18 protein-coding genes and 3 pseudogenes are annotated in these 22,813 nt (G+C 39.9%); 12 read left to right on the top strand and 9 right to left on the bottom strand.

Annotation, left to right across the window (positions count from 1 at the left end; all coding sequences use genetic code 11):
• The first annotated feature begins 18 nt into the window (after positions 1–18).
• The gene (locus NSTCB13_RS20980) at positions 19–1,371 is read left to right on the top strand and encodes a protein kinase domain-containing protein (protein ID WP_448273700.1); all 1,353 of its coding nucleotides are present in this window, start codon (positions 19–21) and stop codon (positions 1,369–1,371) included.
• A 174-nt stretch (positions 1,372–1,545) separates the two neighbouring features.
• Positions 1,546–2,567, top strand: a pseudogene (locus NSTCB13_RS20975) (tRNA-dihydrouridine synthase family protein).
• 31 nt (positions 2,568–2,598) lie between these two features.
• Here the strand turns inward: NSTCB13_RS20975 and NSTCB13_RS20970 are convergent.
• Both NSTCB13_RS20970 and dpdE read right to left on the bottom strand, forming a co-directional pair.
• The gene (locus tag NSTCB13_RS20970; RefSeq protein ID WP_448273699.1) at positions 2,599–3,402 is read right to left on the bottom strand and encodes an oxidoreductase; all 804 of its coding nucleotides are present in this window, start codon (positions 3,400–3,402) and stop codon (positions 2,599–2,601) included.
• 271 nt (positions 3,403–3,673) lie between these two features.
• Positions 3,674–6,983, bottom strand: a pseudogene (dpdE, locus tag NSTCB13_RS20965) (protein DpdE).
• Positions 6,984–7,283: 300 nt separating this feature from the next.
• Between dpdE and NSTCB13_RS20960 the strand changes: the two are divergent.
• The 9 genes from NSTCB13_RS20960 to NSTCB13_RS20920 all read left to right on the top strand — a co-directional run bounded on the left by NSTCB13_RS20960 (position 7,284) and on the right by NSTCB13_RS20920 (position 13,230).
• Complete coding sequence (locus tag NSTCB13_RS20960; RefSeq protein WP_448273698.1) at positions 7,284–7,523, top strand: hypothetical protein; 240 nt, start codon at positions 7,284–7,286, stop codon at positions 7,521–7,523.
• 79 nt (positions 7,524–7,602) lie between these two features.
• On the top strand, positions 7,603–7,857 hold the full coding sequence (locus tag NSTCB13_RS20955) for an RNA-binding S4 domain-containing protein (protein ID WP_322638696.1): 255 nt from the start codon (positions 7,603–7,605) through the stop codon (positions 7,855–7,857).
• A gap of 47 nt (positions 7,858–7,904) precedes the next feature.
• A complete protein-coding gene (arfB, locus tag NSTCB13_RS20950; protein WP_445630935.1) occupies positions 7,905–8,321 on the top strand; it encodes an alternative ribosome rescue aminoacyl-tRNA hydrolase ArfB in 417 nt (138 codons plus the stop codon).
• 178 nt (positions 8,322–8,499) lie between these two features.
• Entirely contained in the window at positions 8,500–8,676 is a 177-nt protein-coding gene (locus NSTCB13_RS20945) for a hypothetical protein (protein WP_335007267.1), read from the top strand.
• Between the two features lie 619 nt (positions 8,677–9,295).
• Positions 9,296–10,180, top strand: a complete 885-nt coding sequence (locus tag NSTCB13_RS20940; RefSeq protein ID WP_445630936.1) for a lipid kinase — start codon at positions 9,296–9,298, stop codon at positions 10,178–10,180.
• Between the two features lie 124 nt (positions 10,181–10,304).
• A complete protein-coding gene (locus tag NSTCB13_RS20935; protein WP_445630937.1) occupies positions 10,305–10,910 on the top strand; it encodes an exopolysaccharide biosynthesis protein in 606 nt (201 codons plus the stop codon).
• A 630-nt stretch (positions 10,911–11,540) separates the two neighbouring features.
• Positions 11,541–12,098 carry a hypothetical protein gene (locus tag NSTCB13_RS20930; RefSeq protein WP_445630938.1) on the top strand — a complete coding sequence of 186 codons (558 nt, stop codon included), beginning with the start codon at positions 11,541–11,543 and terminating at the stop codon, positions 12,096–12,098.
• A gap of 23 nt (positions 12,099–12,121) precedes the next feature.
• A complete protein-coding gene (locus tag NSTCB13_RS20925; RefSeq protein WP_445630939.1) occupies positions 12,122–12,334 on the top strand; it encodes a hypothetical protein in 213 nt (70 codons plus the stop codon).
• Between the two features lie 119 nt (positions 12,335–12,453).
• Entirely contained in the window at positions 12,454–13,230 is a 777-nt protein-coding gene (locus NSTCB13_RS20920) for an SDR family NAD(P)-dependent oxidoreductase (protein WP_445630940.1), read from the top strand.
• A gap of 117 nt (positions 13,231–13,347) precedes the next feature.
• On the opposite strand, the gene NSTCB13_RS20915 is transcribed toward NSTCB13_RS20920, so the two are convergent.
• The 3 genes from NSTCB13_RS20915 to NSTCB13_RS20905 form a co-directional block, all read right to left on the bottom strand.
• The gene (locus tag NSTCB13_RS20915) at positions 13,348–14,127 is read right to left on the bottom strand and encodes a photosystem II S4 domain protein (RefSeq protein WP_445630941.1); all 780 of its coding nucleotides are present in this window, start codon (positions 14,125–14,127) and stop codon (positions 13,348–13,350) included.
• Between the two features lie 207 nt (positions 14,128–14,334).
• The gene (locus NSTCB13_RS20910) at positions 14,335–14,844 is read right to left on the bottom strand and encodes a hypothetical protein (protein WP_445630942.1); all 510 of its coding nucleotides are present in this window, start codon (positions 14,842–14,844) and stop codon (positions 14,335–14,337) included.
• 459 nt (positions 14,845–15,303) lie between these two features.
• Positions 15,304–15,681 carry a hypothetical protein gene (locus NSTCB13_RS20905; RefSeq protein WP_445630943.1) on the bottom strand — a complete coding sequence of 126 codons (378 nt, stop codon included), beginning with the start codon at positions 15,679–15,681 and terminating at the stop codon, positions 15,304–15,306.
• A gap of 646 nt (positions 15,682–16,327) precedes the next feature.
• Here NSTCB13_RS20905 and NSTCB13_RS20900 point away from each other — a divergent pair.
• Complete coding sequence (locus NSTCB13_RS20900) at positions 16,328–17,107, top strand: FkbM family methyltransferase (protein ID WP_448273697.1); 780 nt, start codon at positions 16,328–16,330, stop codon at positions 17,105–17,107.
• A gap of 246 nt (positions 17,108–17,353) precedes the next feature.
• Here NSTCB13_RS20900 and NSTCB13_RS20895 read toward each other — a convergent pair.
• The 4 genes and pseudogenes from NSTCB13_RS20895 to NSTCB13_RS20880 all read right to left on the bottom strand — a co-directional run bounded on the left by NSTCB13_RS20895 (position 17,354) and on the right by NSTCB13_RS20880 (position 22,379).
• Positions 17,354–19,622: pseudogene (locus tag NSTCB13_RS20895) on the bottom strand (TolC family protein).
• A gap of 103 nt (positions 19,623–19,725) precedes the next feature.
• Positions 19,726–21,288: a circadian clock protein KaiC gene (gene kaiC, locus NSTCB13_RS20890; protein WP_445630946.1), complete on the bottom strand. Its 1,563-nt coding sequence runs from the start codon at positions 21,286–21,288 to the stop codon at positions 19,726–19,728.
• A gap of 76 nt (positions 21,289–21,364) precedes the next feature.
• Positions 21,365–21,679, bottom strand: coding sequence for a circadian clock protein KaiB (gene kaiB / locus NSTCB13_RS20885; RefSeq protein ID WP_099099291.1), 315 nt, complete (start codon positions 21,677–21,679; stop codon positions 21,365–21,367).
• 109 nt (positions 21,680–21,788) lie between these two features.
• On the bottom strand, positions 21,789–22,379 hold the full coding sequence (locus tag NSTCB13_RS20880; protein ID WP_445630947.1) for a KaiA family protein: 591 nt from the start codon (positions 22,377–22,379) through the stop codon (positions 21,789–21,791).
• Positions 22,380–22,813: the final 434 nt, after the last annotated feature.

Genomic DNA, 22,813 nt, shown 5'->3' with positions numbered 1-22,813 from the left:
AAATAGAACTCCTGTAGTATGAGCTACTGTACTAATATTGATTGCCTACGTCCACATAATTCTGACAGTTCTCGTTTTTGCAATAGTTGTGGTCAGGAATTATTACTTAAACAGCGATATCGTCCACTCGCGGTCATTGGAAGCGGTGGCTTTGGGAGAACGTTTTTAGCTATTGATGAACATCTTCCAGATCAACCCAAATGTGCAGTCAAACAACTATGTTTTCAACAGGAAAATACTGAGACTTGGCACAAGGCAGTCAATTTATTTCATCAAGAAGCGCTTCGTCTCAATGAACTAGAACACTCTCAAATACCCAAATTACTAGCGCATTTTGAACAAAATCAAAAGTTTTATATCGTTGAAGAATTAGTCGATGGACAAACACTCGCTCAGGAATTACAAAAACAGGGCGTTTTTCAAGAACCGCAAATTTGGGAGATATTAAAAAGTTTATTGCTCGCATTGCAATTTATCCATTCTCGACAAGTAATCCACCGAGATATTAAACCGGAAAATATTATGCGCCGTTCGGGTCGAGGAGACCTGGTATTAATCGATTTCGGAGTTGCTAAATTCGCCAATAACATGAAGCAGCTTCGTACAGGCACCATAGTAGGTAGCCCAGAGTATATCGCTCCCGAACAAATGCGAGGAAAGGCATTGCCAGCCAGCGATCTTTACAGCTTGGGTGTAACATGTATTTACTTACTTACCAATGTTTCTCCCTTTGATTTATTCGATATTGCTAGCGATCGCTGGGTATGGCAAGAACATTTACCAGCATTCAATACTGTTAGCGTTCACCTCTGTGAAATCTTAGATAAACTTTTACAAAATGCCGTTTCGCAACGCTTCCAATCGGCAACAGAAGTTTTACAGACACTGGAGCAACAACCAAAGAAATTGCTAAATATTTCTAATTATCGTACAGTAAATACTATTGATTATACACATTTACGTGATTTATTAGCAAAAGGAAAATGGGAATCAGCAGATAAAGAAACTTGGGAACTAATATGTCAAGCGCTAGCAAAACCTAGTGGGAGTTATATATTTAGTAGCGATCTTGAGAAACTTCCCTGTGAAGATTTGCAGACTATTGACTTTTTATGGGTAAATTACAGTCATAAACGCTTTGGTTTTAGCGTACAGACACTTATTTACAAAAACGTGAATGGAGACTATGGGGTTTTTTGTAATCAAGTTGGTTGGCATATATACAATTCTAGTTATGCAAATTCGGAATTCAATTTTAGTCTCAAAGCACCAATCGGTCATTTACCCTCACGTCTTTGGATTGGTGGTTCTCAACTGTGGCGCTACCCGGATGCTTTAGCTGTAAAATTAGCAGCTTGTGGTATTAATTAGTTTTGATAAAAAAATTGTTGAATAAGATTACTAATAAACTCCTAGTTTGTAGTGAGCGATTTATCGCTCAAAGCAACGATAATTAGGACTAAAGTCCTTACTACAAACTTTAATTGATTTAGGTCTAGCTACTTATAATTTAACAGTGAGCTTTGTCGATCGCTCTTCATCTTTATGCCCCAGGTATCGCTCCCCCAATCGTTCTATCCACACCTACCCCTCACCGCTCTTGCGCCCATGCAGGATGTGACCAACCTCTGGTTTATGAAGGTGATTGCTCACTATGGCAGCCCTGACTACTTTTTTACCGAATATTTCCGCGTCAATGATACTTCACGGCTCAATCGTAGCATTCTGGCAGCAATCACCGAAAACGATACAGGTCGTCCCGTTTTTGCGCAAATGATTGGCGAAAGCATTCCAGATTTAGTCAGAACAGCAAAGGAACTGTGCAACTATAATATCGCTGGAGTTGACTTGAATATGGGCTGTCCAGCACCTAGAATCTATCGCAAAAATGTTGGGGGTGGATTGCTACTCTTGCCGGAAAAAGTGGATCGGATTTTGGGAGAATTGCGACAAGCAGTCAATGATCGACCTTTGACGGTCAAGATGCGCGTAGGCTTTGAAAATACAGATAATTTTTATAAAATTCTAGATATCATCAATCGCCACAGCATTGATTTGCTTTCTTTGCATGGTCGCACTGTCAAAGATATGTACCACGGGGCAGTGAAATATGATTTGATCGCTGAAGCAGTTAGACAAGTCCATTGTCCCCAGTGCTGGCTAATGGCAATATCAACTCGGCGACAACTGCTGTTGAAGTGCTTTCTCAAACGGGTGCGGCGGGTGTGATGGTAGGACGCTGGGCGATCGGGAATCCTTGGATTTTTAATCAAATTCGGCAAGCTTTGCGCTTCGAGACGATCGCGCCCGTTCCTTTGGCGGAGGTACGGAACTATATCGATCGTTTATGGCAAACCCCCACAGCAGCAACTATGCCAGAGCGATCGCGCATCGGCTACCTGAAAATGTTCCTCAACTACATTGCTCTGAGTGTTGACACTGAAGGTGATTTTTTACGGTTGATGCGACATACTTCTACTGAGGCAGAATTGTTTAACCTGTGCGATCGCGTTCTTCTGACTGATTTGACGAAAACTTTAGCTCTAGCGCCTTCCTTGAGCGTGTAATATCGAGCGTTGTAGAAGATTTGGCTGTGATTTATGGTAAATTCAACCGCTTGCGCGCACCAAATCGAAACAAGTTATCTGGCAATATTGCTTTTAAGCGAGGCAACCATTGTGCCTCATTGCCAACACGATAGCGTAATCGTGGCAACCGACTACGAGCAGCAGATAGAATCGTCTGTGCAACTTTTTCAGGATCGTCACCTTGTGCAATTGCTTGACTAACGGTTGAACGAATCACATCGCGTACATTGTCATAATCAGCGTAATTCAATGTGGGTGACAACATAGCCTGGTTGAAGTTGGTCTTAAAGTAACCAGGCTCAATTAAAGACACTTTAATATTGAAGGGGTCTAGTTCCACACTCAATGCTTCACTATAACCTTCGAGTGCAAACTTACTTGCACTGTAAAAACCTTGACCTGGTGCGCCAATTAATCCTGCCACTGAACTGATATTAATAATATGCCCACTACGCTGCTGTCTCATAACTGGCAAAACAGCATTGCTAACCCGAACAACACCCCAAAAGTTGGTTTCAAAAATCTCCTTAGCTTGTTCTAAAGAAGTTTCTTCAATCATGCTGGCATGAATTTGTCCAGCATTGTTAATCAGTAAATCAATGCGATTAGTCCGTGCAAGCAACTGTTTGATACATGATTGCACTGAAGACTCAGAGGTAACATCGAGTGTCAACATTTCCACATCTTGTACAGTTGGATGTTCCTTGCGACTAGTACCGAAGACCCAGTAACCTTCTTGAGCAAGCTTTTGAGCAGTTAACTGCCCAAATCCAGATGATGCTCCTGTTACTAGCACGACCTTTTTATCAGTCATCGGTTCTCCTTTTGTTTGTGAATTCTTTGATACTGCGATAGATTACACCCTAACTAATAGTCACGTTTTTTCTAAATCTTATTCGTTCTCAATAAAAACATAATTTTAGCAGTCCTGCACTTTGTACATCATCTACTTGAGAACTGCTGTATATGTTTTTATAGCAATTTCATCAGTAACACCAGAACAAAAATATCCCCGACTTTTTAAAGAAGCCGGGGATCTCAAGCTCTCAATTAGAATTACCCAAGCTATTCAATCGCACACAATATCACTCAAATTGCACAAGCGATCGCCCCGATACTACAATAAAACCCACAGAATCAAGTCTCAGAAGCGGCTGGCGAATTCCTTCGAGAATGGCTGCATTTAAAGCAGTTTCTATCTTCAATTCTTCAGCTAATGCGTTATCCCAACTTTGCTGATTTAAACGTAGTCGTAATTGTTCTACTCTATTGGCTAATTTTTTTTCGGCGACTTTAGCACAACTTTGACATAAATCAATAAAATCGGGACGATTGGCAAGTAATTCTGAAGAAGCGTTACGCACTTGATAACAAAAATTTTGCCATTTACTAGGGTCAACAAAATCGTCAATAATTCCTAAACGCTCTTTTGCTAGGTTGTAATCTCGTCCTTGATTATTGTTTTTATCTTTATATGGACGTTGCAGAATACTTAAGAGTGCTTTATCCTCAACAACCCGGATTGGCTGCTTGCGACCATCAACATAGATAGTTTCTATGATTGGTGGAAATAGAGCATCAACGCGGCGCTGCAAGTTTTTGAATTGAGAATTATCTAGTTTGTTATCTAGTAAAACTTGTTTGGCAATTTTTAAATTTGCCTCGACTACATAATTGCATTGAAAACCGAACCACTCTTTCCCTTCTTTCGCGTCCCAAGATGCATCAGTGCGCCATAGAGCAAAGGCTTCACCTCGGTCATCCCAGTTAATATAGTTCAAGAGTGCTTCGATAAATCCTTCGCCAACTCGAAAGAGTTTAACACCAGCATTCTGGTTTGCCACTCTGCGATTATAAGTACCAAATTGGTCTAGATAACTCTCTGCAAAACGGTCTTTTAACTCATTTATCGGCACCAATGTCCGCGTTGTCGGTTGATAACGTCGCATCTCTGATGAATCGGGGTTATTCAGTCCTCTGAATCCCAGCGCGTCACAAATCCAGCCTTCAATTGCTCGTTTAATTTCTAGATGACGAGCATCGTAATTATCTAGGTCTTGAAAATACTCGGTAGCAATTTCATCGTTTGCATCAATTTCATCTAGAGCATTTTGTTCGCTAATTTTGGCGATTTCTGCTTCAATTTGCTCTTGAATTGGTGAAACCATCTCTAACAATCCAGCCGCACCTGATTTAAACAAAACTGTTTCTAATTCTGCAAGTTTCTCATCAACATAAAACTGGAGACTGGCAATTGATTGTTGAAAAATACCAAAGCCATCTTTCAATACTTTATACCAAGCATTGTGAGGGCTATCTTCCAAATAGGGGCCAATCAAGGCACTAGATTGGATGCCAATTTTGCTGCCAATGCGGTCCAGTCTGCCAATTCTCTGCTCTAATTGATTAGGCGACCAAGGCAGGTCAAAATGAATTAACCAATCGGCAAACTGGAGGTTACGCCCTTCTTCTCCAGAGCGATCGCATACTAAAATAAAGCAGTTGGGGTTATTCTTGAACCGATTTAAGCCTTCTTCAACTTTGTCTGGTGATTCTCCAAATTGATGGCTGGCTATTGTCTCTGCGCCAAAGGTATCAGATAAATATCGGACAATTTCGCCACAAGTTTGCACAAAACTGGTAAATACAACAAATTTGGGCAGAATATCGCCAGCAATTGGTCTTTTGATTCTCTGCTGTATTCTGGTGATGAATTCCTTTTGATTCTTCCGAACGTTTGCGGGAATTTTGAAATAAGTACCTAGCTGATTTAGCAGCACTGTTTTCAAATTTTCCGTCCGTTGTCCGTCCTCTTGAGGTTGACGAATAATTTTTAGTAAGGATTGGAGAATCTCTTCTTCCCCTGAGAATTTGGGGGTTGTAGTTAACAGGCGAACATCATCTTCTTTAAACTCCTGGGTGAGTTTCGCATGAGGTTTCGCAGTTAAACGCGCCGTAATTACCTGCTCTAAAATGCCTAACCAAGTACCAGCAGCGAGAAATAACAGCAGAAAAATTCGCTGATATTGCTTTTCATCAGGAGCAACACTTTGCCATTGATTGAGCAGTTCGTGGATATCAAGCGATCGCTCGTCTAAATCATACTCTTCTTTCGGCGTAAAGTTGCGGTCAAATATCACATCTTCCACCGCAGCGCGACGGTTGCGAAGCATTCGCCGATGAAGTCGATAAATATCGCTGACGTGGACGCGAATCGCTTGGACGATTTGCTCTTGCTCAGGAGAATTTGCTGGTAAATTTTCTAAACCATCCGCCAGCTTCAGTAAATACTTATCCTCAGCCAAGAGTTTTCGTAGTTGCTGCAAGTTGCTTTTGAGAACCTCTGGTTCTGCACCTTCTTTAAAAGAAAGCAGAAGTTTACCAATTTGCTGACGGCTTTCAACTTTGGCGCGAAAACCTTCTAGATCGCCCATTTTATAGGTTGTCGGGTCGAGCAAGTGCAACATCGCCAGAAAATCCTGCTCGTGATTGAGAACCGGAGTGGCAGATAATAAAAGTAAGCGATCGCTTTTATGAGCAAGTTCTTTGCAAGTCTGAAAACGCTGGCGTACTGTTGCATCCTTAGAGGTTGCCATTGCTGCAATATGATGAGCTTCATCTAAAATTAAGCAGCCTATCCTTGCTTTCAAGTTGATTTTATGAATATCTTCAACCGCCAGCACCGCTACCCGTTTGCCAAAATGGGAGATGTAAAACTTGTTTTCTAACTCAGTCCGCCATTGTTTGAGTAAATATTGCGGAACTATCACCACCGCACCTTTTTTCGGTTCATCGAGAAGAAATTGACGCAGAATCGCACCCGCTTCGATGGTTTTTCCCAGTCCCACCTCATCTGCTAACAAGTAGCGTTGAATTGGGTCTTCTAGTACCCGCCTGACTACTTCAACTTGATGAGGATAAAGATTAATATTTGCCGAAATCAGTCCCGTCATCCCGCGACTCACAGCGCGTTGCTGAGTCAAGGATTTCACGAAAGCCAATCTTTTGTCGTGGAAATAGGGCGTTTCGTGACCTTTCATGGCCAGAGTTTGGATGGGGGTCTGTATTTGGTAGATTACACCGAACGTAAATATCTTCAACAGATGCGATCGCAGTTTTCTTATCTGGTAAATCAATTTGATACATTTCTGTATCATCATCCCAAATAAAAACTCTGCCTACTATCCATTTATCCTGAGTTTGGGACTTAATATAGCATCGAGCTTGGGGTTCCAGCTTCACTTGCGAGAGCGAACTTAAAGGTAAAGTTTTTTGGAGACGTTGCCCTATAGAGCAGAAATACTCAACGGTTGCATTGGTATCAGATATTTCCGTAACTTTTCCGATACCCAAAGAGTTATTCTGGGACTGTACCAATAAACCAAGCTTAATCATAGATCCAGTCCCCTGAACACACTAAAAGAACCTTCCAGACTAGTTTTTAGCCCATATCTGGCAGTTTTGTCGATCAACATTATAAATAATAAACTGGTATTACAGTTTTTGTTAAAGCGATATCTACGACTGGCTATTGGGCGTTGTACCACCATAGGCAATTAACAAAATTAGCAATTTTTAGCTAAATACACCATGTAGTAGAGATACAGCATTGCTGTGCTTCTACTACGATATACGGTTCAATTAAATAAAAACTGGTGTAAATTCACATTTATCAGTAAAGCGTAACGTTGTTAAATGCATGACGCATTGGCATTGTCAGCCGATGCAATCGCATTGTTTGCCGATGCAATCGCATTGTCAGCCGATGCAATCGCATTGTTTGCCGATGCAATCGCATTGTTTGCCGATGCAATGGCATTGTCAGCCGATGCAATCGCATTGTCAGCCGATGCAATCGCATTGTCAGCCGATGCAATCGCATTGCAGGGATTGCCAAATTTAATTCGCTACGAATTAATGAAATGCTGTACTTAGCTGATTATGTGGTGTAACAGATTTCCCATTTAGCTTGAGAAGGTCACGATACAATTAAGATTGTGTAGATTTATTTACGATGAAGAAAATTAGAGACAACACAATTAAGTTAAATCAATTTTTAAAGTTGATGGGTATAGTGCCAACTGGAGGTCAAGCCAAGCTGATGATTCAAGGTGGCGATGTCCAAGTAAACGGGATGCTGGAAACTCGACGAGGACGGCGACTAGTACCGGGCGATAAAGTGACAATCCAAGGACAGACTTTAGAAGTGAATTTGAACAACAATGAAGACCCAGATGTAATGATAGATTTAACCGAACAAACCGAGTAAAGAAAGTTTATCCCAAAGTTACAAGTTTCTTTTTTGCCTTGTGATTAATGCTGCAAATTTCCAATAATGTTATTATCCCACAGACTGAGATTGAAATTACTGCGATTCGCTCTCAAGGAGCAGGAGGACAAAATGTAAATAAAGTTTCTACCGCGATCCACTTGCGCTTCGATATTGCAGCTTCATCATTACCCGATTATTATAAACAACAGCTTTTAAAGCTCAGCGATCGACGCATTAACCAAGAAGGAGTAGTTGTAATTAAAGCTCAGGAACACCGAAGCCAAGAGAACAATCGCGAGTCAGCCTTGAAACGACTTCAAGAACTCATTCAAAGCGCAGTAGTCGTGACAATCAAACGCAAACCCACTAAACCAACCCGCAGTTCTCAAAGAAAACGCCTTGACCACAAAAGTAAGCGCGCACAGATTAAATCTAACAGAAGACAGGTGACAGATTGTTAATTCATCGATTATTTATAGAGAACATAAGTAGATAGACATAATTAAATATCAAATCAACTCCTAGTTTTTCGTGAGCGATTTATCGCCCAGAGCAAGGATGATCGGGGCTAAAGTCCTTACTACAAACTTGAAATTTATTTATGCCTAAATACTTACATATTATTCAATATCAAAAAAGATGAATAAGACATTACTAAAGATTTTGATGTTTGCGCTTTTAATCTTGTTTATCATCTCTCCCTTTGCGGCCCTTGCAGGTTTAATGCTTGTAGTGTTAGTTGCAGCATTTTTCTTTTTACTAGGGGACGTGTTTCAAGCAATTATTGGTGGCGACACCGATCCGAAAAAGTCATAAAAGCAAAATTCCAAATGAACATAGGGATTTCTTGCCGTTAAGCAAGCAACTAGCACTGTATTAGATTCAACATAGAAGCCCTATAAACAGCATTTGTCTCGTTCCCAGTCTTAGGCTGGGAATGCTGTTCTAGAGGCTCCGCCTCTCTTGCTGGCGGCAGCAGCCCAATTGAAGTGCATTTCCAGCCCAGAGGTTGGAAACGAGAGTTTGACAAAGCTTTTAGCTTAAGTTGACACCTATGAACATTGTGATGCCCTTACAATAATCTGTACATCACAAAGTTGCAATCTGCTGTAAATGTACTTATTTTAATGAAAAATATCTCTTATGTTTGGCATAATAATATTTGAACAACTCGCTATTTTATAAATAAAAACACCTAAAATTCATTTATCTGAGGAGTAATAATTATATTTGTTGAAGATAAACACACTGAGGGCTAGTAGAGCTAAACTAAATAAAAAGAAAAATTAAAAATTAGTAGTCACAATATAATAAGTGTTATGAAAATGAATTTTTGATAACTTTCATCACAGCATAAACACTTTTTTCTAGTCAACATCAAGCAGAATACATAGATGCGGATAATTGGACATATCAACAACAAAAGGTACCACCCATGAGTTCCCGCGCACTGCTGTTAGTAAATCGTCATGCTCGCCAAGGGCAAAAGGGTCTATCGGAAGCGATTCAAAGTCTGAAAACATTTGGCTTTGATTTAATTGAGGAGTCTACAGAAGATCCCAAACATCTTGTTGAAGTTATACTTCGCCATAAGGATCGAGTTGACTTGGTAATTATTGGCGGAGGAGATGGTACTCTAAATGCTGCCGTAGACGCTTTAATTGAGACTCAATTACCTTTGGGAATCTTGCCTCTGGGAACTGCCAACGATCTAGCGAGAACTTTGGAAATCCCAAATTCCCTCAACGAAGCTTGCAAAATTATTGCAGATGGACATTTACAGCGTATCGACTTGGGTTGTGTGAATGGCAAGCACTTTTTTAACGTTGCCAGTATGGGATTGAGTGTAAAAATTACCCAACGACTTACCAAAGAAGTTAAGCGCCGCTGGGGAGTATTTGCTTATGCTGCCACTGCATTGCAAGTGCTTTTGGAAGCTAGACCTTTTACAGCAGAGATTGCAATTAACGGTGAATTGGTTCGCGTCAAAACAGTGCAAATTGCAGTCGGTAACGGCCGCTATTACGGTGGTGGTATGGCAGTGGCTGATGATGCCACAATAGACGATCAAAGGCTAGACCTTTATAGCTTGGAGATTGAACACTGGTGGCAGGTTGTATTGTTACTACCTTCAATGCGACAAGGGCGACATATACATTGGCAAAGTGTACGCTCCCATCAAGGTCAAGAAATAGAGATACATACTCGCAAACCTCGCCCTATTAATACAGATGGTGAAATTACTACCTACACACCTGCTCATTTTCGGGTTATACCTAAAGCTATAGCTGTTTTTGTACCCCCAGAAAGCAAGAGTTAGGACTCATTCAATTTTAGATTTTAAATTTTCCTTAAATTCAAAATCTAAAATTGGCAGAGTTTAGAAGTTATTCTCTCTCATCTTCCTCTACTACAAAGTGGGAAATCGCATCAACTCACGCCAAATGCATCTGAGATTTTCTCAAGATATAAAATCCCTGTTGCAACGCCTAGCTGAACAACCGCTGACTCTAGGCGATATTCTGACAGAAACCTCAGAACGGGGTTTCAGTCTGGTAATTACATTATTAGTTTTGCCTTTTTTGCTTCCTATGCCACCGGGATTAACTGGCCCATTTGGTGGTGCTTGTTTACTGTTGTCAGTGCAAATGGTTTTAGGAAGGCGATCGCCTTGGCTACCGAAAAGAATCGCTAACTATAAATTTCCTCGTTCTTTCGCTCAGTTGCTTTTGCAAAATTTGGGAAGGCTTACCAAAGTTTTCCAGAAAATCGCTCGTCCTCGATTAGGAAAAATAGCTCATAATCCTTTAGTTTGGCGAATTAATGGGTTTTGTATCTCTTTATTAACAGTATTACTAATATTACCAATTCCACTTACAAATCCTATTCCTACTATCGGTATTTTACTTTTGACTGTTGCCACCATCGAATCTGATGGTTTATTAATTTGCATCGGTTACGGCATTACTGCTCTAATTACCTTGCTGTTTGGATTTATTGGTTATGCAGTGTGGTTAGCTCCCAGTTTGCTGCCATCGATATTGAAATAAAAAAAGCCTCCAGCTTTTGACTGAGGGCTGTAATTCTTAGGGTGCATCTACCATTTATTAATCCGCTTTATTTATTGCCATATCCGGGAAAATTAGACTTTTAATCAAATTTATTTTCTTCGCAAAAAAGTATGAGCAATAAAAAAAGCCTCCAGCTTTTGACTGAGGGCTGTAAATTCTTAGGGTGCATCTACCATTTATTAATCCGCTTTATTTATTGCCATATCCGGGAAAATTAGACTTTTGAGCAAATTTATTTTTTTAAGAATAAAAAAGTATGAGCAATAAAAAAAAGCCTTCAACTAAAAGCTGAAGGCTGTGATTTAATTAAGGTGCATCTACTATTTATATATCCGCTTTAGTTATTGCTGCATCAGGAAGAATTGAAAAAAATGGATAGCTGTGTAATTGATTTCCTTAGCTAAAACGGTAGTACTGGCATCAATGAGGATTACCTACGGTATTTGACTAGGTAATCATTGACTAACTTCACATTAATTTTACAATTATCGCAATTTTCCTCTAAATACACAAAGTTTCTGTTAATATCTCTGATTCGATATCCGCAATAGTACGAATTTAGTTTATTAGTTGGGTATATGACTATGAAAGTTAGATACACCCAACTTGATGAAGCGATCGCAATTTCTATTAGCCCTTGCTAGTCTTAGTATTGTCGGGGGAAGCTTTTTTCTAAGAACAACTTTTAGCAGTACTAGCGAGCCTAAAATTATAACTGATACATCACGCTACAAAGAAATTCGTAATCAACTATGGTCTGAAAATGACCAAATAAAACATTTTCCTAATGAAATTCCCCTTGATGCTAAAGACGTTCGTATTGCTTACTCTCCCAAAGTTTTACAAGGAAGTAGTTTTTTTCAAATTAGGTTAAAAGAGCCACCAAAGAAGATAGAAAAATTACTTTCACAATATAGAAATAGTGCCAAGCACAAATATATAGGTGGTGACACAAACGACCACATAAACCAACCTAATGGTGTGCCGACAACTTTCTTCTATACTAGTGATTCTCCTACAGAATCTTTTCCAGCTACTTATGAAATATTGGTATTAAATACAGATGACAAAGGTAGACCTGGTTTTAAGTGGAATCATGGAGACAGCTACGGCGTTGCTATTAATAGTTCCACTTCAGAAATTATCTATTGGTCTGAAAAATGGTAATTGGCAATTCAAAATGAATTTGAATGGCTATCAGAAAAATCATTAGTTGTGACCGAATTAGACAAAGCCAATGGAAGCAGATATTTTCTCATCTTAAGCATTTGGACTCTAAAATTGTATTTGAGTGGTCGCGCCAAGACGCAGAATTACTAGAAAAAATCGACTCGTCTATTCAATATACAGATGAAGAAGATTTAAGAATCTCCCATATTGGTATATCTGGAGAATTAATATAGTTTCCAAAAGTCACTAAGTGTTACTTTTACCCTTTTGGATATATCACTTTGGGTAGTTAAAACTTATAGTCAGCATAGCTAAGATTTATAAGTGCTTAAAAATTATCTGAATATGTAGAATGTCAACTGCTTTAATTACTGGTGCTTCTAGTGGTATTGGTAAAGCCTTTGCTCAAGAACTAGCTGCACGCAAGACAAATCTTGTACTCGTTGCTCGTTCTGAAGAGAAACTAAACCAATTAGCTAAACAACTACAAGAACAACACAACATTCAAATAGATGTTATAGTAAAAGACCTCACAGAACCTAATGCAGCAGCCAGTGTATTTGATGTCACAAAATCAAAGGGATTAACCATTGACTTATTAATCAACAATGCTGGTTTTGGTTACTATGGCGATTTTGCTGAAGGAGATGGAGAAAAACAAGTCAAAATCGTACAATTAAATATTTTAGCATTGGTAGATTTAACCCATAAATTTCTACCCTTGATGCGGCAACGCCGTTCTGGAAGTATTATTAACGTATCCTCGATTACCGCATTTCAACCAATACCATACCTTTCTGTTTATGCTGCTAGTAAAGCTTTTATTCTCAGCTTTAGTGAAGCATTATGGGCAGAAAATTATCAATATGGCGTCCGTATTTTAGTCACTTGTCCAGGGCCAATAGAAACAAACTTTTTTGCAGAAGCTAATTTTCCTCCAGCGCTGGCAGGCAGTACAGATAAAGTCTATTCTTCCGAAAAAGTGGTTTGGGAGTCTTTAGAGGCTTTAGAAAAAGGCTATCCAACTGTTATTAGCTCTGATAGTACTACTCAAATTAGAAGCAAATTATCTCGGCTTGTACCGCGCAAACTTCTACTGAATATGTTAGCGAAACGCTTTAAAGCCTAAGTATTAAGTATTTATTTAGGAGTAAAGACATGATGAATCGCGTCTGTACAAGAGTTTGAAGTTAAATAAACTGATGTATTTAAAACTCCTCACTCCTAACTTTTCACTCCTAACTTATTACATATATCTTGTTAATTGAACTCGGTAACGCTCTTTTTTGGTAACGGCTATTTCTCCAACCTCTAAACGCCCTTTAGAGCGAATGGCGATTAAGTCGCCTGATTTGACTTGAGAACTAGCTTGGGTAACTTCTTTCCAATTGACGCGAACATCACCAGCATCGATGAAATCAACCATTTTGCTGCGGGACATCCCAAAACCAGCAGATGCGATCGCATCTAATCTTAAAGAAGCCTCCACAGTAGTTAATTCTTTTTTCTTGGGTTCCCGAACCTTTAATTCTGTTAGCTCAATCTGCTGAGTTTTCACAGGAACCGATCGCACCTGTTTGAGGTTCATTGACAAAAATTCTACCAACTCTGGTGTAACAATCGCCTGTGCCCCTCGTTCTCCTAAGACAATCACATCTCCCGTCTTTTCACGAACAATTCCCGTCCCTAACATTGCGCCTAAAAAGTCGCGGTGAGAGGCGGTATCAAACAGGAAATTACCAGCAATTTCTATGGCTACAAGGCTGACTTGAGATCGATCTAAGGGAAGTTCCGAACGAGCGATCGCTATTCTTTGGCGTTCAGCTTGCGGATATCCACCCCACGCCACCAATTGCACTTCTGTTAATCGGTTAAACACCCGTTGAATTTCTGCCAATTCTGGGGGAGACAGAAAATCTGTCAAAACCACTTCCCAAGTTTTGATCGCTTGCTCTGCTTGATCGATTGCACGAGCTACACTATCTCGATTTTCAACACCTTTTAAAAGTTCTTCTCGTGGCAACATTCTTAAAAATTATCAGTTATTAATTGAGAATTAATTTGCTAGAACTATCTTGATTCTAGCTTTAATTCCCATTTCTACAGTTTCTGTCCAGATTGGGTTAGGCTTTCTACTTGAGATTTGTTGGCGAGCGCAGCGACTTACGCCATCTCCAAAGAATAGGAAAGTAACTCAAGCCGCTGTTGTCGCGATCTGTAAACTATGATTTATTCAATACACAGTATTTGTATCGGCATAACCTTGGATATTTTCTGGATCGAATTGACGTAATATTTTGGTTGCTTGGCGAGTCAGAGTTTCAGAACCTTGAACGACGACTAAATATTTACCTGCATCTAAGCGGTTGCGATAAGGTAAAGCATCACCACCACCTACAAGTAAACCGACTCCGCCACCAACAAACACACCACCCATTGCACCACTAGCAGCACCCAGCAGTCCGCCAACAATGTGATTGCCAACTTCACCTGCCCAGGCAAAAGTATCTAAACCAGTAATCAGGCTGAATGTAAAACCTGCAAAAAAGCCAAATGGTATCAGCCAGGTTGCCATCTGTTTTGCTTGCTTTTTAGCCTGGTCTTTGGGGTCAATTAAGCCAAACTCGTCAGCCGTTTTATACCCCCTTCCCAAAATAGTGCTATTAATGCCTTCTTTTTCTAAAGCTAAGTAAGCAGCTTCGGCTTGAATGCGGTCTGGTAATACGGCAACAAGGTAATTCATTGATTTTACAATTTGTCCAATAGAAGTTTTGCCTTAATTAACAGCGTATCAGTCCTGGTGGATTGAACCTCGCATGACTAAAAGTCATACACCTGAATTACTCTAAGACTTACATCAGAAGTTAGGAGGCTCACATCTTGCACCAAAGCACTAGTAGTCTGCCAACTCAAAATTGTTAGGTGAGGGCTGGAGAAAGGGAAACGCCTTCGGCTGGGGAAAGGGGAAGGGGTAAAGGGGATTTTCTTCCCTTTCCCCTTTAACCTTTAACCTTTTCCCTCTTCTTCCTTTACCCCGCTTGCGTTACGAAAGCGAACTACTAGAAGGACTACACAAACGCAGTGAAATTCCCACAGGCTAGTCTGTCTGCACGGACTAAGATCAGATTAAGGGCTTTGAAACCGCTTTACGTCTATGTTTGCGTAGCCGCGATTTTAATCTCACGATTAAAATATGGGACGATCATTTTAGCAAATCTAGTGGCTCACAAAAATTGTTTACGCCTTGCTTGAGGACATATAGCAAAACTGGCGCTGCCAAAATCTTAGGAAATGTTGGCGTTGTTTTTAGATGTTCCATCATCTTCACAAGAGAAGTATTAAGCAAATCTTCTCGATATTCTTGTTCGCAAATGACCACACGCCATTTTCTAGCCAAGGCATCTAACCACTCAGAATTTGCTCTTTCTGGTTGTTGTCCTGCTCGGATAGCTAGCGTCATCGCTGCATCTTCCAAATCTCCATCACAGTCTTCAATTAAATCCAGCGCTTCCATGTCGCTAGGATCGTCTGCCAATTGAGAGCGAAACTGTGCAATTTCTTGAGATGTTACTTTAGTCATGAGTCTTTGACAAGGCAAGCGAGCGAACACTCAGTTATGTTAGTCCAAATTTGACTATAGCGCTTCTCTGTTAAGTCCAGTACATATCTCACAAAAATAACTCCTTCTCTACTACCTCTCCCTAACCCTCTTTTAAAAGGAGCGGAAAAACTTTTGTTACTCGAAGAAGAAGAGTAAAATTCTTATCCTAGAATAGTAGTATATTCTCGATAGACTCAAAAGCAATCTTAGAGGATGAATGAACAAGTATTTTTCATCACATCAAAGCCTCGGAAATCTAACCCCTTAGCCCCCCAACACTCACGAGAGAATGGGGGTTTCAAACCTCTTATTAACTCCCGCTTATTGCTAAAGTTTTAAACGTCTTTAAATACCCTATCCTAGACATCGTTTTGAGTCGCGCAAACAAACCAAACGATAAACCCTTATTTTTTCGTTGATTCTTAACATTAGTTGCGATCGAGAGTAATTTTAGATGCATTTGTCTTGAAAACTATCGGTTGAAAACCTTACTTTGTGTTTTTTGTAAAACTACAAAATGTTTCCGATTTTTTGAAAATAAATTATTGTTATATTGATTATTTGGGAAAACATAGCATAAGTTTGATAATTTTGAGTTAAAATTGCTGATTGAGGTAAATACAATATGCAATTTGCTGCAATAAAATCTATTCTTAAGGACTTTTCCATATCAACTGGTCTATATAGACCAATTAGGAATTTATATCGCTTTTTAAATCAAAAGCAGTTAAAAGATAGTTTAAATTATTTTCAAAAAGAAGTTTATTTCTACTCCAAACTCTTAGATTCTAATCATCTTTGCTTCGATGTTGGTGCAAACATAGGTGCAAAATCAGAGGCATTTCTGATAGCAGGTGCGAGAGTTGTGGCATTTGAACCACAGCCCAAATGTATGAGAGAATTGAGAGCTAGATGTAGTCATTATCGCAGTAAGTTTCATCCTGTTCAGAAGGCGGTTGGTGCAGAACCTGGAGAAGCAAGGTTATACACTCGCGAACGAAGTGGAATTGCAAGTTTTTATGAGGATTGGATAGGTACTGTACAAAGCAGTATTCAAGTTTCTATCACAACTCTTGACCAGGCGATTGATGAGTTTGGAAAACCAGATTACTGCAAAATTGATGTTGAGGGGTGGGAATTTGAAGTTTTAAAAGGGCTGACACAACCCATTTCTTTGATGTCGTTTGAATATCATATAACAAAACGCGAAATTAATACTACTGCTGCTTGTATAAATTACCTATCCAATCTTGGAAAAATATTGATTAATGTTGTACCTGCTGAAATGCATTCATTTGTATTTCAAGAATGGTTGTCTCCAGATGAGTTTCTAAAGCGCTTTCCTGAAGATGTAGCAGACTTTGGGAAAGACGGCTACGGTGAAATTTGGGTTCGTAGTTACTAATCAGATTTTGTTGGCGTAATTATGAAAGCGATCGCTTTCATAATTTCTCAAAAATTATAATTTACAATACTGCTTTTTGGACTAAAAAGCCTCATCTTCCCAGTTAATACACTGAATAAATGAGGCTTTTAGCTAGCTTTTTATCAAAAACGCTACTGGAATCTGCGATCCTCTAATAGAAGGTGCAAAGTGGATTATAAAACACAACAGCAGTCAAAAATACTGATTCAATTGAGTTTCAGCTAATTAGCGGAATGCTCTGAGGGTAACAGACCGTTGTAACTGAGCTAAAGCGCGGTTGTAATCCAAAATTGCTGTAACTCGATTACCTTCAGCTTGTGTGAGGTCATTTTCAGAGTTAATCACATCAGTTTGAGTACCTACACCAGCTTGGAATCGCAAACGCGCTAAACGTAAAGCTTCCCTGGCTTGTTCTAAAGCGGTATTAGCGGTTTGAACATTCTCCAAACTAGATTGCTGGGTAGAATAGGCTTGTTCTACCTGAAACCGAATTTGGTTGCGCTGTTCAGCAAATTGAGTTTCTGCGATCGCAATATTAGCTTCCTGTTGAGCTGCTCTTGCTCTTGCTGCTCCGCCATCAAACAAATTTAGGGTTGCCCTAACTCCGAATGAATAACCATCAGTAACGCTGACATTATCATTGAACTGATCGAGTAGGTCGTAGCTGGCGACCAAACTAATTTGGGGACCCAGTTCTGCAAGAGCCTGTCTACGCTGTTGCTCACTAGTATTGCGTTGTGCTAACTGCTGTTGCAGTTCCGGACGATTTTGATAAGCCAGCACAATACTTTGTTCTAGGGTTGGGTTCCAAAGACCAGCTAACTGTACAGGGTCAGCTGCACTGATATTTATTCCTTGCGGCAAACTGATCCGAGTTGCTAATTGACGACGGGCAATTGACTGCTGGGATCTGGCATTAGTTAAGTTTTGTTGAGAATTAGCTAAATTCACCTGCGATCGCAACACATCGAACCGCGTACCAACCCCAGCTCGCTCTAAAGCTTCTGCATCACGCAAACTAGCTTCAGAGTTCACCACAGCCGACTGACTAATGCGTACTTGTTCATCCGCTTGTTGCAAATTGTAGTAGTCTGTGGCAACATTCAAACGGATTGTCTCAGACTGAGTTTCTACAGCAAGCTCATAGTAACGTACCTGTTCTTCAGCCGCTCTGATGGTAGCTTGCACTCTCCCAGAAGTATAAAGGTTATATGAAAGTTGTGCTTGACCAGAAAAAGATGTACTGGGTCGATCTTGGTTAGACAGTAAGCCATTTCGCCCGTTTAATTCGTCCTGAAGCTGACTGCTAGAAGACTGACCACGAGTCAGATCCGTGCTAAGTCCCAGAGTGGGCAATAAAGCAGCTTGTGCCTCGCGTAGAGCCGCTCGATTGCGTTCTAGCTCCAATAAGGACACTTGTAGATCGCGATTGTTACGCCGTGCCAACTCTAGAGCTTGTGCCAAAGTAATCGGCTGATTTCCTTGAAGTTGCACCTCCTCCGGTTTTGTGGGAAATTGCAGGGGATTTGAGTTAGGAATCAGGTTCTCTGGAATTTGCACCGACCCTGACGGCACAGGAGTTACGGTTCCTGGCACAGTAGAAGGTTGCACCGACCCTGACGGCACAGGAGTTACAGTTCCTGGCACAGTAGAAGGTTGCACCGACCCTGACGGTGCAGGAGTTACAGTTCCTGGCACAGTAGAAGGTTGCACCGACCCCTGATGGTGCAGGAGTTACGGTTCCTGGCACAGTGATTGGCGTCGAATCTGCCGGAATCGTGGTATTATTCTGAGCCAAGCTACCAATAGCATTTTGTTGTAAGCAGGTGCTTGAGGTTATTAGCACAGCCAAGGAGTCAGTTTTACTTTTGCTCAACTCCTGTGGACACCTCTGCGCTGACAACAGTTTTGCTGCTCCTGCACCTGTAGCTGAAGTTTGTAAAAATGTTTGCAATTGAGTAACAGTATTTTTCTTTTGAACCACTGGCTGCTGTGCAGAAGACAGGGACAAAATTTCTTTTTGGACAGAAAGGGGTTTTGAAGTGTAGTTGGGAACTAGTATCTTCTTTAATTTCTGCCCAGAAGCACTCGAATTACTCTGTTTTTGGTTCTTTTGAGCTTGGGAAGAATTAGAGGTAGGTGTCGAACTCAAAAATCTACCTTTATCTTTCTTAAGTAGTTGTTTTATTGGCACAACAGTATTTTCAGCCGTAAATACCGGAATACTGTTATTACTTAAAGGTTTTACACTAAGTTTAGTAAAACCCAAAGCAGGTATTAGAGTTGGAACACTAACATTTGCACTGTTAGGCAGTTGCCTATTTTTTATGGTATCCACAACCAAGCCTTGACCATAAGTAGAAGTCAAAACACTAGGAGAAGATGCCAGTTGTATCCCAGTTAGTTTCGCAGTACCAGCCCAAGCAGGCTGAGTTGTTAAAACTGCTGCTGTTACACCAGGTAAGAAGCTATAAAATAATTGCTGTCCTTTCACCGCATCCCTCACACGAAAATCAATCTAGCGGCAGAAAACCTTTCTTCACCACAGAATATAGCACGATACTAAACTTAGGAAAGAATATACTACGATACTAAATTTAGGGTTCGGAACTCTGTTTGTCTTCAAAACGTCTAACAATGCGAGAAAGTTCCGCCTTTTCATCGATATTAACGCGAGTAGGAGCACCGCTGATAATCCGTTCGTAGTTTCGGAAAGAATCTTTAATTTCGGGCCCATCAGCAGTAATATTATACTCACGAATGCCTTTATCATGCCAAGACCCGCGCATTTTGAATACGTTAATTGCCCGCGACATTTCTCCACGAATTTCTACGTACTGTAACATCAGAATTGTATCGGTAATCGTGGAAATATGAGAGTCAGTAATCGAATGCGCTCCTAGAAATTGGTCGGTTGTGTTGGTAAAGAAACCAGTAATTTCTTCTTGTTTAGCATAACCCGTCACACCAATTACAAACTGCCGAAATGCATTATTCGTAACTCCTCTAGCTAGTGCTGATAGAGAATCAATAGCAATCCGACCGGGTTTGAAAATAGCAATTTCTGATTTAATAATTTGTAAATGGTCTTCTAAACCAGTTGATTCCGGATAGGTACAAATTATTTTGAGTAAACCTTGATCTTCTAATTCTTCAAAATCAATTCCCCAAGAGGAAGCATTACGAGATAGTTGAGCGCGTGATTCTTCATAAGCAAATAATATCGCCTGTTCTCCATTGAGACAGCCATCTTGAATAAATTTGCTTACTAACAGGGTTTTACCAGTACCTGTGGCTCCTGTTGCCAAAATAATTGAATCTTTAAAGAAACCACCACCGCACATTTCATCTAAGGTTTTGACACCAGAAGATACCCTGACATTAGAAGAACGTTGAGTCAAGCGCATTGCCCCGAGTGGGAAGATGTTAACTCCTTCATTAGTAATCGTGAAGGGATACTCGCCTTTCATGTGAGTTGTACCGCGCAACTTGAGAATTTCAATTGTGCGGCGGCGGCGTTCTCCTTCTAAAGCGTTGCGAACAATTACTACATTATCGGAAACAAATTCTTCCACTCCAAAAGAGGCAACAGGTCCATATTCTTCACTACGTTCAGTGGTAATTAGAGTGGTGACACTTAGTAGTTTAAGACGTGCTACTAAACGAAAAATTTCGCGTCGCACTACTCCCATCGCTTCATACTGCTGAAATACTGCTGTTATTGAGTCGATTGAAACTCGTTTAGCTTTGTATTTGCGGATGGCATATTGCAAGCGCTCAATCAGTGCAGAAAGGTCAAAATTTCCCACGATATCTTGACCTTCTGGATCGGGAGATGCATCAAGAATAAACAACTTGCCTTCTTCAATTAAGCGAGGCAAGTTCCAACCAAAAATATTAGCATTTTTAATAATATCGCTCGGTGATTCCTCAAAAGTTACAAATACTCCTGCTTCATCAAAGTAGGTGATACCGTTATAGAGAAACTGAAGAGAGAATAAGGTTTTGCCTGTGCCGGATGTACCACTAATCAAGGTAGTTCTACCAATTGGTAAACCACCATGACTAATATCGTCAAACCCTTCGATCATCGTCCGAATTTTTTCTACACCCCTAATTATTGGTGGTTGTTTTGGTTCTACTTGCTCGTTTTCACTCATTGCTTGATAACAAAAGGGGATTAAAACCTATTTTTTTATTACTAAAGTCTTGAATTAATTTTTTATGATTAAAAATTTACTCTTCAAAGTCTTCTTCACTCAGTTCTTCATAAAGCAAATCCAATCCAATCAACACTCTTTCTCTATCTGAAAGATCCCCAATAATTTTGCGAACGGGTGGAGGCAAAATTTTAGATAATGTTGGTGTAGCCAATATTTTATCTTCTTCCGCTAGTTGTGGGCTTTTCAGTACATCGATCACTTTTAAAGCATAAACACCTTCAAACTCCTGTTCTAAAATATCTTTGAGTGTTTTTAATGCCCGGACTGAATTAGGAGTGTTACCTGCTACGTAAAGCTTGAGAACGTAGGTTTTTCTGGCTTTATTCATATACTTAATAACTAGTCATAATTAGAGGAATACAATATTTTTCCATGCATCGTTACTCACAGTTGTAGCTTGTTCCAAGTTGAACACATAGCAAGAAATTTAATTTATTTTATCTAGAAACCGAATTCCTATAGACTTCGCACAGGTGAGCTAAGATATCTATTAACGTTAGGCGGTAATCAAGTAAAGTTTCATTGCTCCTACCTTCTATTTTTAGCTGGTTAGAAAATTCTTCAATTATATCCATGTGAATTTCGATTATTTGGGGCACAGGAATATTAGCATAAAATATAGTATTGATAAATTTATCAATTTTATCTTTGAGTGTTTTGTCTGTAGTAAAATAATCTATAAGAATCACGCTATAATCTATTTTAAGCTGTCTTAATAATCCTTCTTTTTCTGCTGGAGTCATCTCCTGAAAATACTGCTGGCTTTTTTGCATCTGACTGGCAAATACATAAACGTACTGAAGAGTGTATGCCTTACTTGGATTTAGTAGCAGCCAATTTGGTAAATAGTTGATTGTGTTGATTGTTCCAGAGCTTGTTACAGCAACAGGTAAGTAGCAAAATTGGGCAATAATTGCGTCTATTAATTGCCCCACCCACGTACTCAAACCTTTTAGGTTGGCTAAGTAAACTGGATTATTTAAGCATTTGTTAACATGAGATTGCAGAATCAATATCGGTAATAACATCTATTCTTGAATATATCTCCTCGATCGCCCTGACCAATAAACATGGGCTGATAAGTCTGGCTAACGCTTAGTAGGGAATACTGCGTGTGCAGTAAACTGCTGATTTAACCCCAAAATAACGCTCTATGCAAGCAGATAGTGCTAGGCACTCAACATTCTAGTGGAGCAACTAACTGGTAAAACTTAGTAGGTCTTTGATGATGAGGTATCCGTCGGCATAGCAAGACACAATAATTAACTCATGATTTACATATCTATGTATACAAATAGATAGATTTTTTTATTTTGCTCCTTGATAAGATACTTAAACGAACTTAAAGGATTGTCGCATTCCAAATCATTATAATTCCTCAAGGTTCTAAAGCGAATCTTTGGGGCCATAATTGTTTTAGCCGTCGCGCTATCGATGAGGAGTTTAAATACCAGTAAGACAC

This window comes from Nostoc sp. DSM 114160, assembly GCF_053470305.1.
Note: the sequence above shows the minus strand (reverse complement) of the source record. Positions and strands in the feature narration are given on the sequence as shown.

Bases quoted from the DNA above. Each gene is read 5' to 3' on its own strand.
- NSTCB13_RS20945 (WP_335007267.1), top strand. From the start codon at position 8,500: ATGAATAAGACATTACTAAAGATTTTGATGTTTGCGCTTTTAATCTTG.
- NSTCB13_RS20925 (WP_445630939.1), top strand. From the start codon at position 12,122: ATGGCTATCAGAAAAATCATTAGTTGTGACCGAATTAGACAAAGCCAA.
- NSTCB13_RS20905 (WP_445630943.1), bottom strand. From the start codon at position 15,681: ATGACTAAAGTAACATCTCAAGAAATTGCACAGTTTCGCTCTCAATTG.
- kaiC (WP_445630946.1), bottom strand. From the start codon at position 21,288: ATGAGTGAAAACGAGCAAGTAGAACCAAAACAACCACCAATAATTAGG.
- NSTCB13_RS20960 (WP_448273698.1), top strand. From the start codon at position 7,284: ATGCATGACGCATTGGCATTGTCAGCCGATGCAATCGCATTGTTTGCC.
- NSTCB13_RS20920 (WP_445630940.1), top strand. From the start codon at position 12,454: ATGTCAACTGCTTTAATTACTGGTGCTTCTAGTGGTATTGGTAAAGCC.
- NSTCB13_RS20970 (WP_448273699.1), bottom strand. From the start codon at position 3,402: ATGACTGATAAAAAGGTCGTGCTAGTAACAGGAGCATCATCTGGATTT.
- NSTCB13_RS20940 (WP_445630936.1), top strand. From the start codon at position 9,296: ATGAGTTCCCGCGCACTGCTGTTAGTAAATCGTCATGCTCGCCAAGGG.
- NSTCB13_RS20930 (WP_445630938.1), top strand. From the start codon at position 11,541: ATGAAGCGATCGCAATTTCTATTAGCCCTTGCTAGTCTTAGTATTGTC.
- kaiB (WP_099099291.1), bottom strand. From the start codon at position 21,679: ATGAATAAAGCCAGAAAAACCTACGTTCTCAAGCTTTACGTAGCAGGT.
- NSTCB13_RS20900 (WP_448273697.1), top strand. From the start codon at position 16,328: ATGCAATTTGCTGCAATAAAATCTATTCTTAAGGACTTTTCCATATCA.
- NSTCB13_RS20980 (WP_448273700.1), top strand. From the start codon at position 19: ATGAGCTACTGTACTAATATTGATTGCCTACGTCCACATAATTCTGAC.
- arfB (WP_445630935.1), top strand. From the start codon at position 7,905: ATGCTGCAAATTTCCAATAATGTTATTATCCCACAGACTGAGATTGAA.
- NSTCB13_RS20955 (WP_322638696.1), top strand. From the start codon at position 7,603: ATGAAGAAAATTAGAGACAACACAATTAAGTTAAATCAATTTTTAAAG.
- NSTCB13_RS20910 (WP_445630942.1), bottom strand. From the start codon at position 14,844: ATGAATTACCTTGTTGCCGTATTACCAGACCGCATTCAAGCCGAAGCT.
- NSTCB13_RS20915 (WP_445630941.1), bottom strand. From the start codon at position 14,127: ATGTTGCCACGAGAAGAACTTTTAAAAGGTGTTGAAAATCGAGATAGT.
- NSTCB13_RS20880 (WP_445630947.1), bottom strand. From the start codon at position 22,379: ATGTTATTACCGATATTGATTCTGCAATCTCATGTTAACAAATGCTTA.
- NSTCB13_RS20935 (WP_445630937.1), top strand. From the start codon at position 10,305: ATGCATCTGAGATTTTCTCAAGATATAAAATCCCTGTTGCAACGCCTA.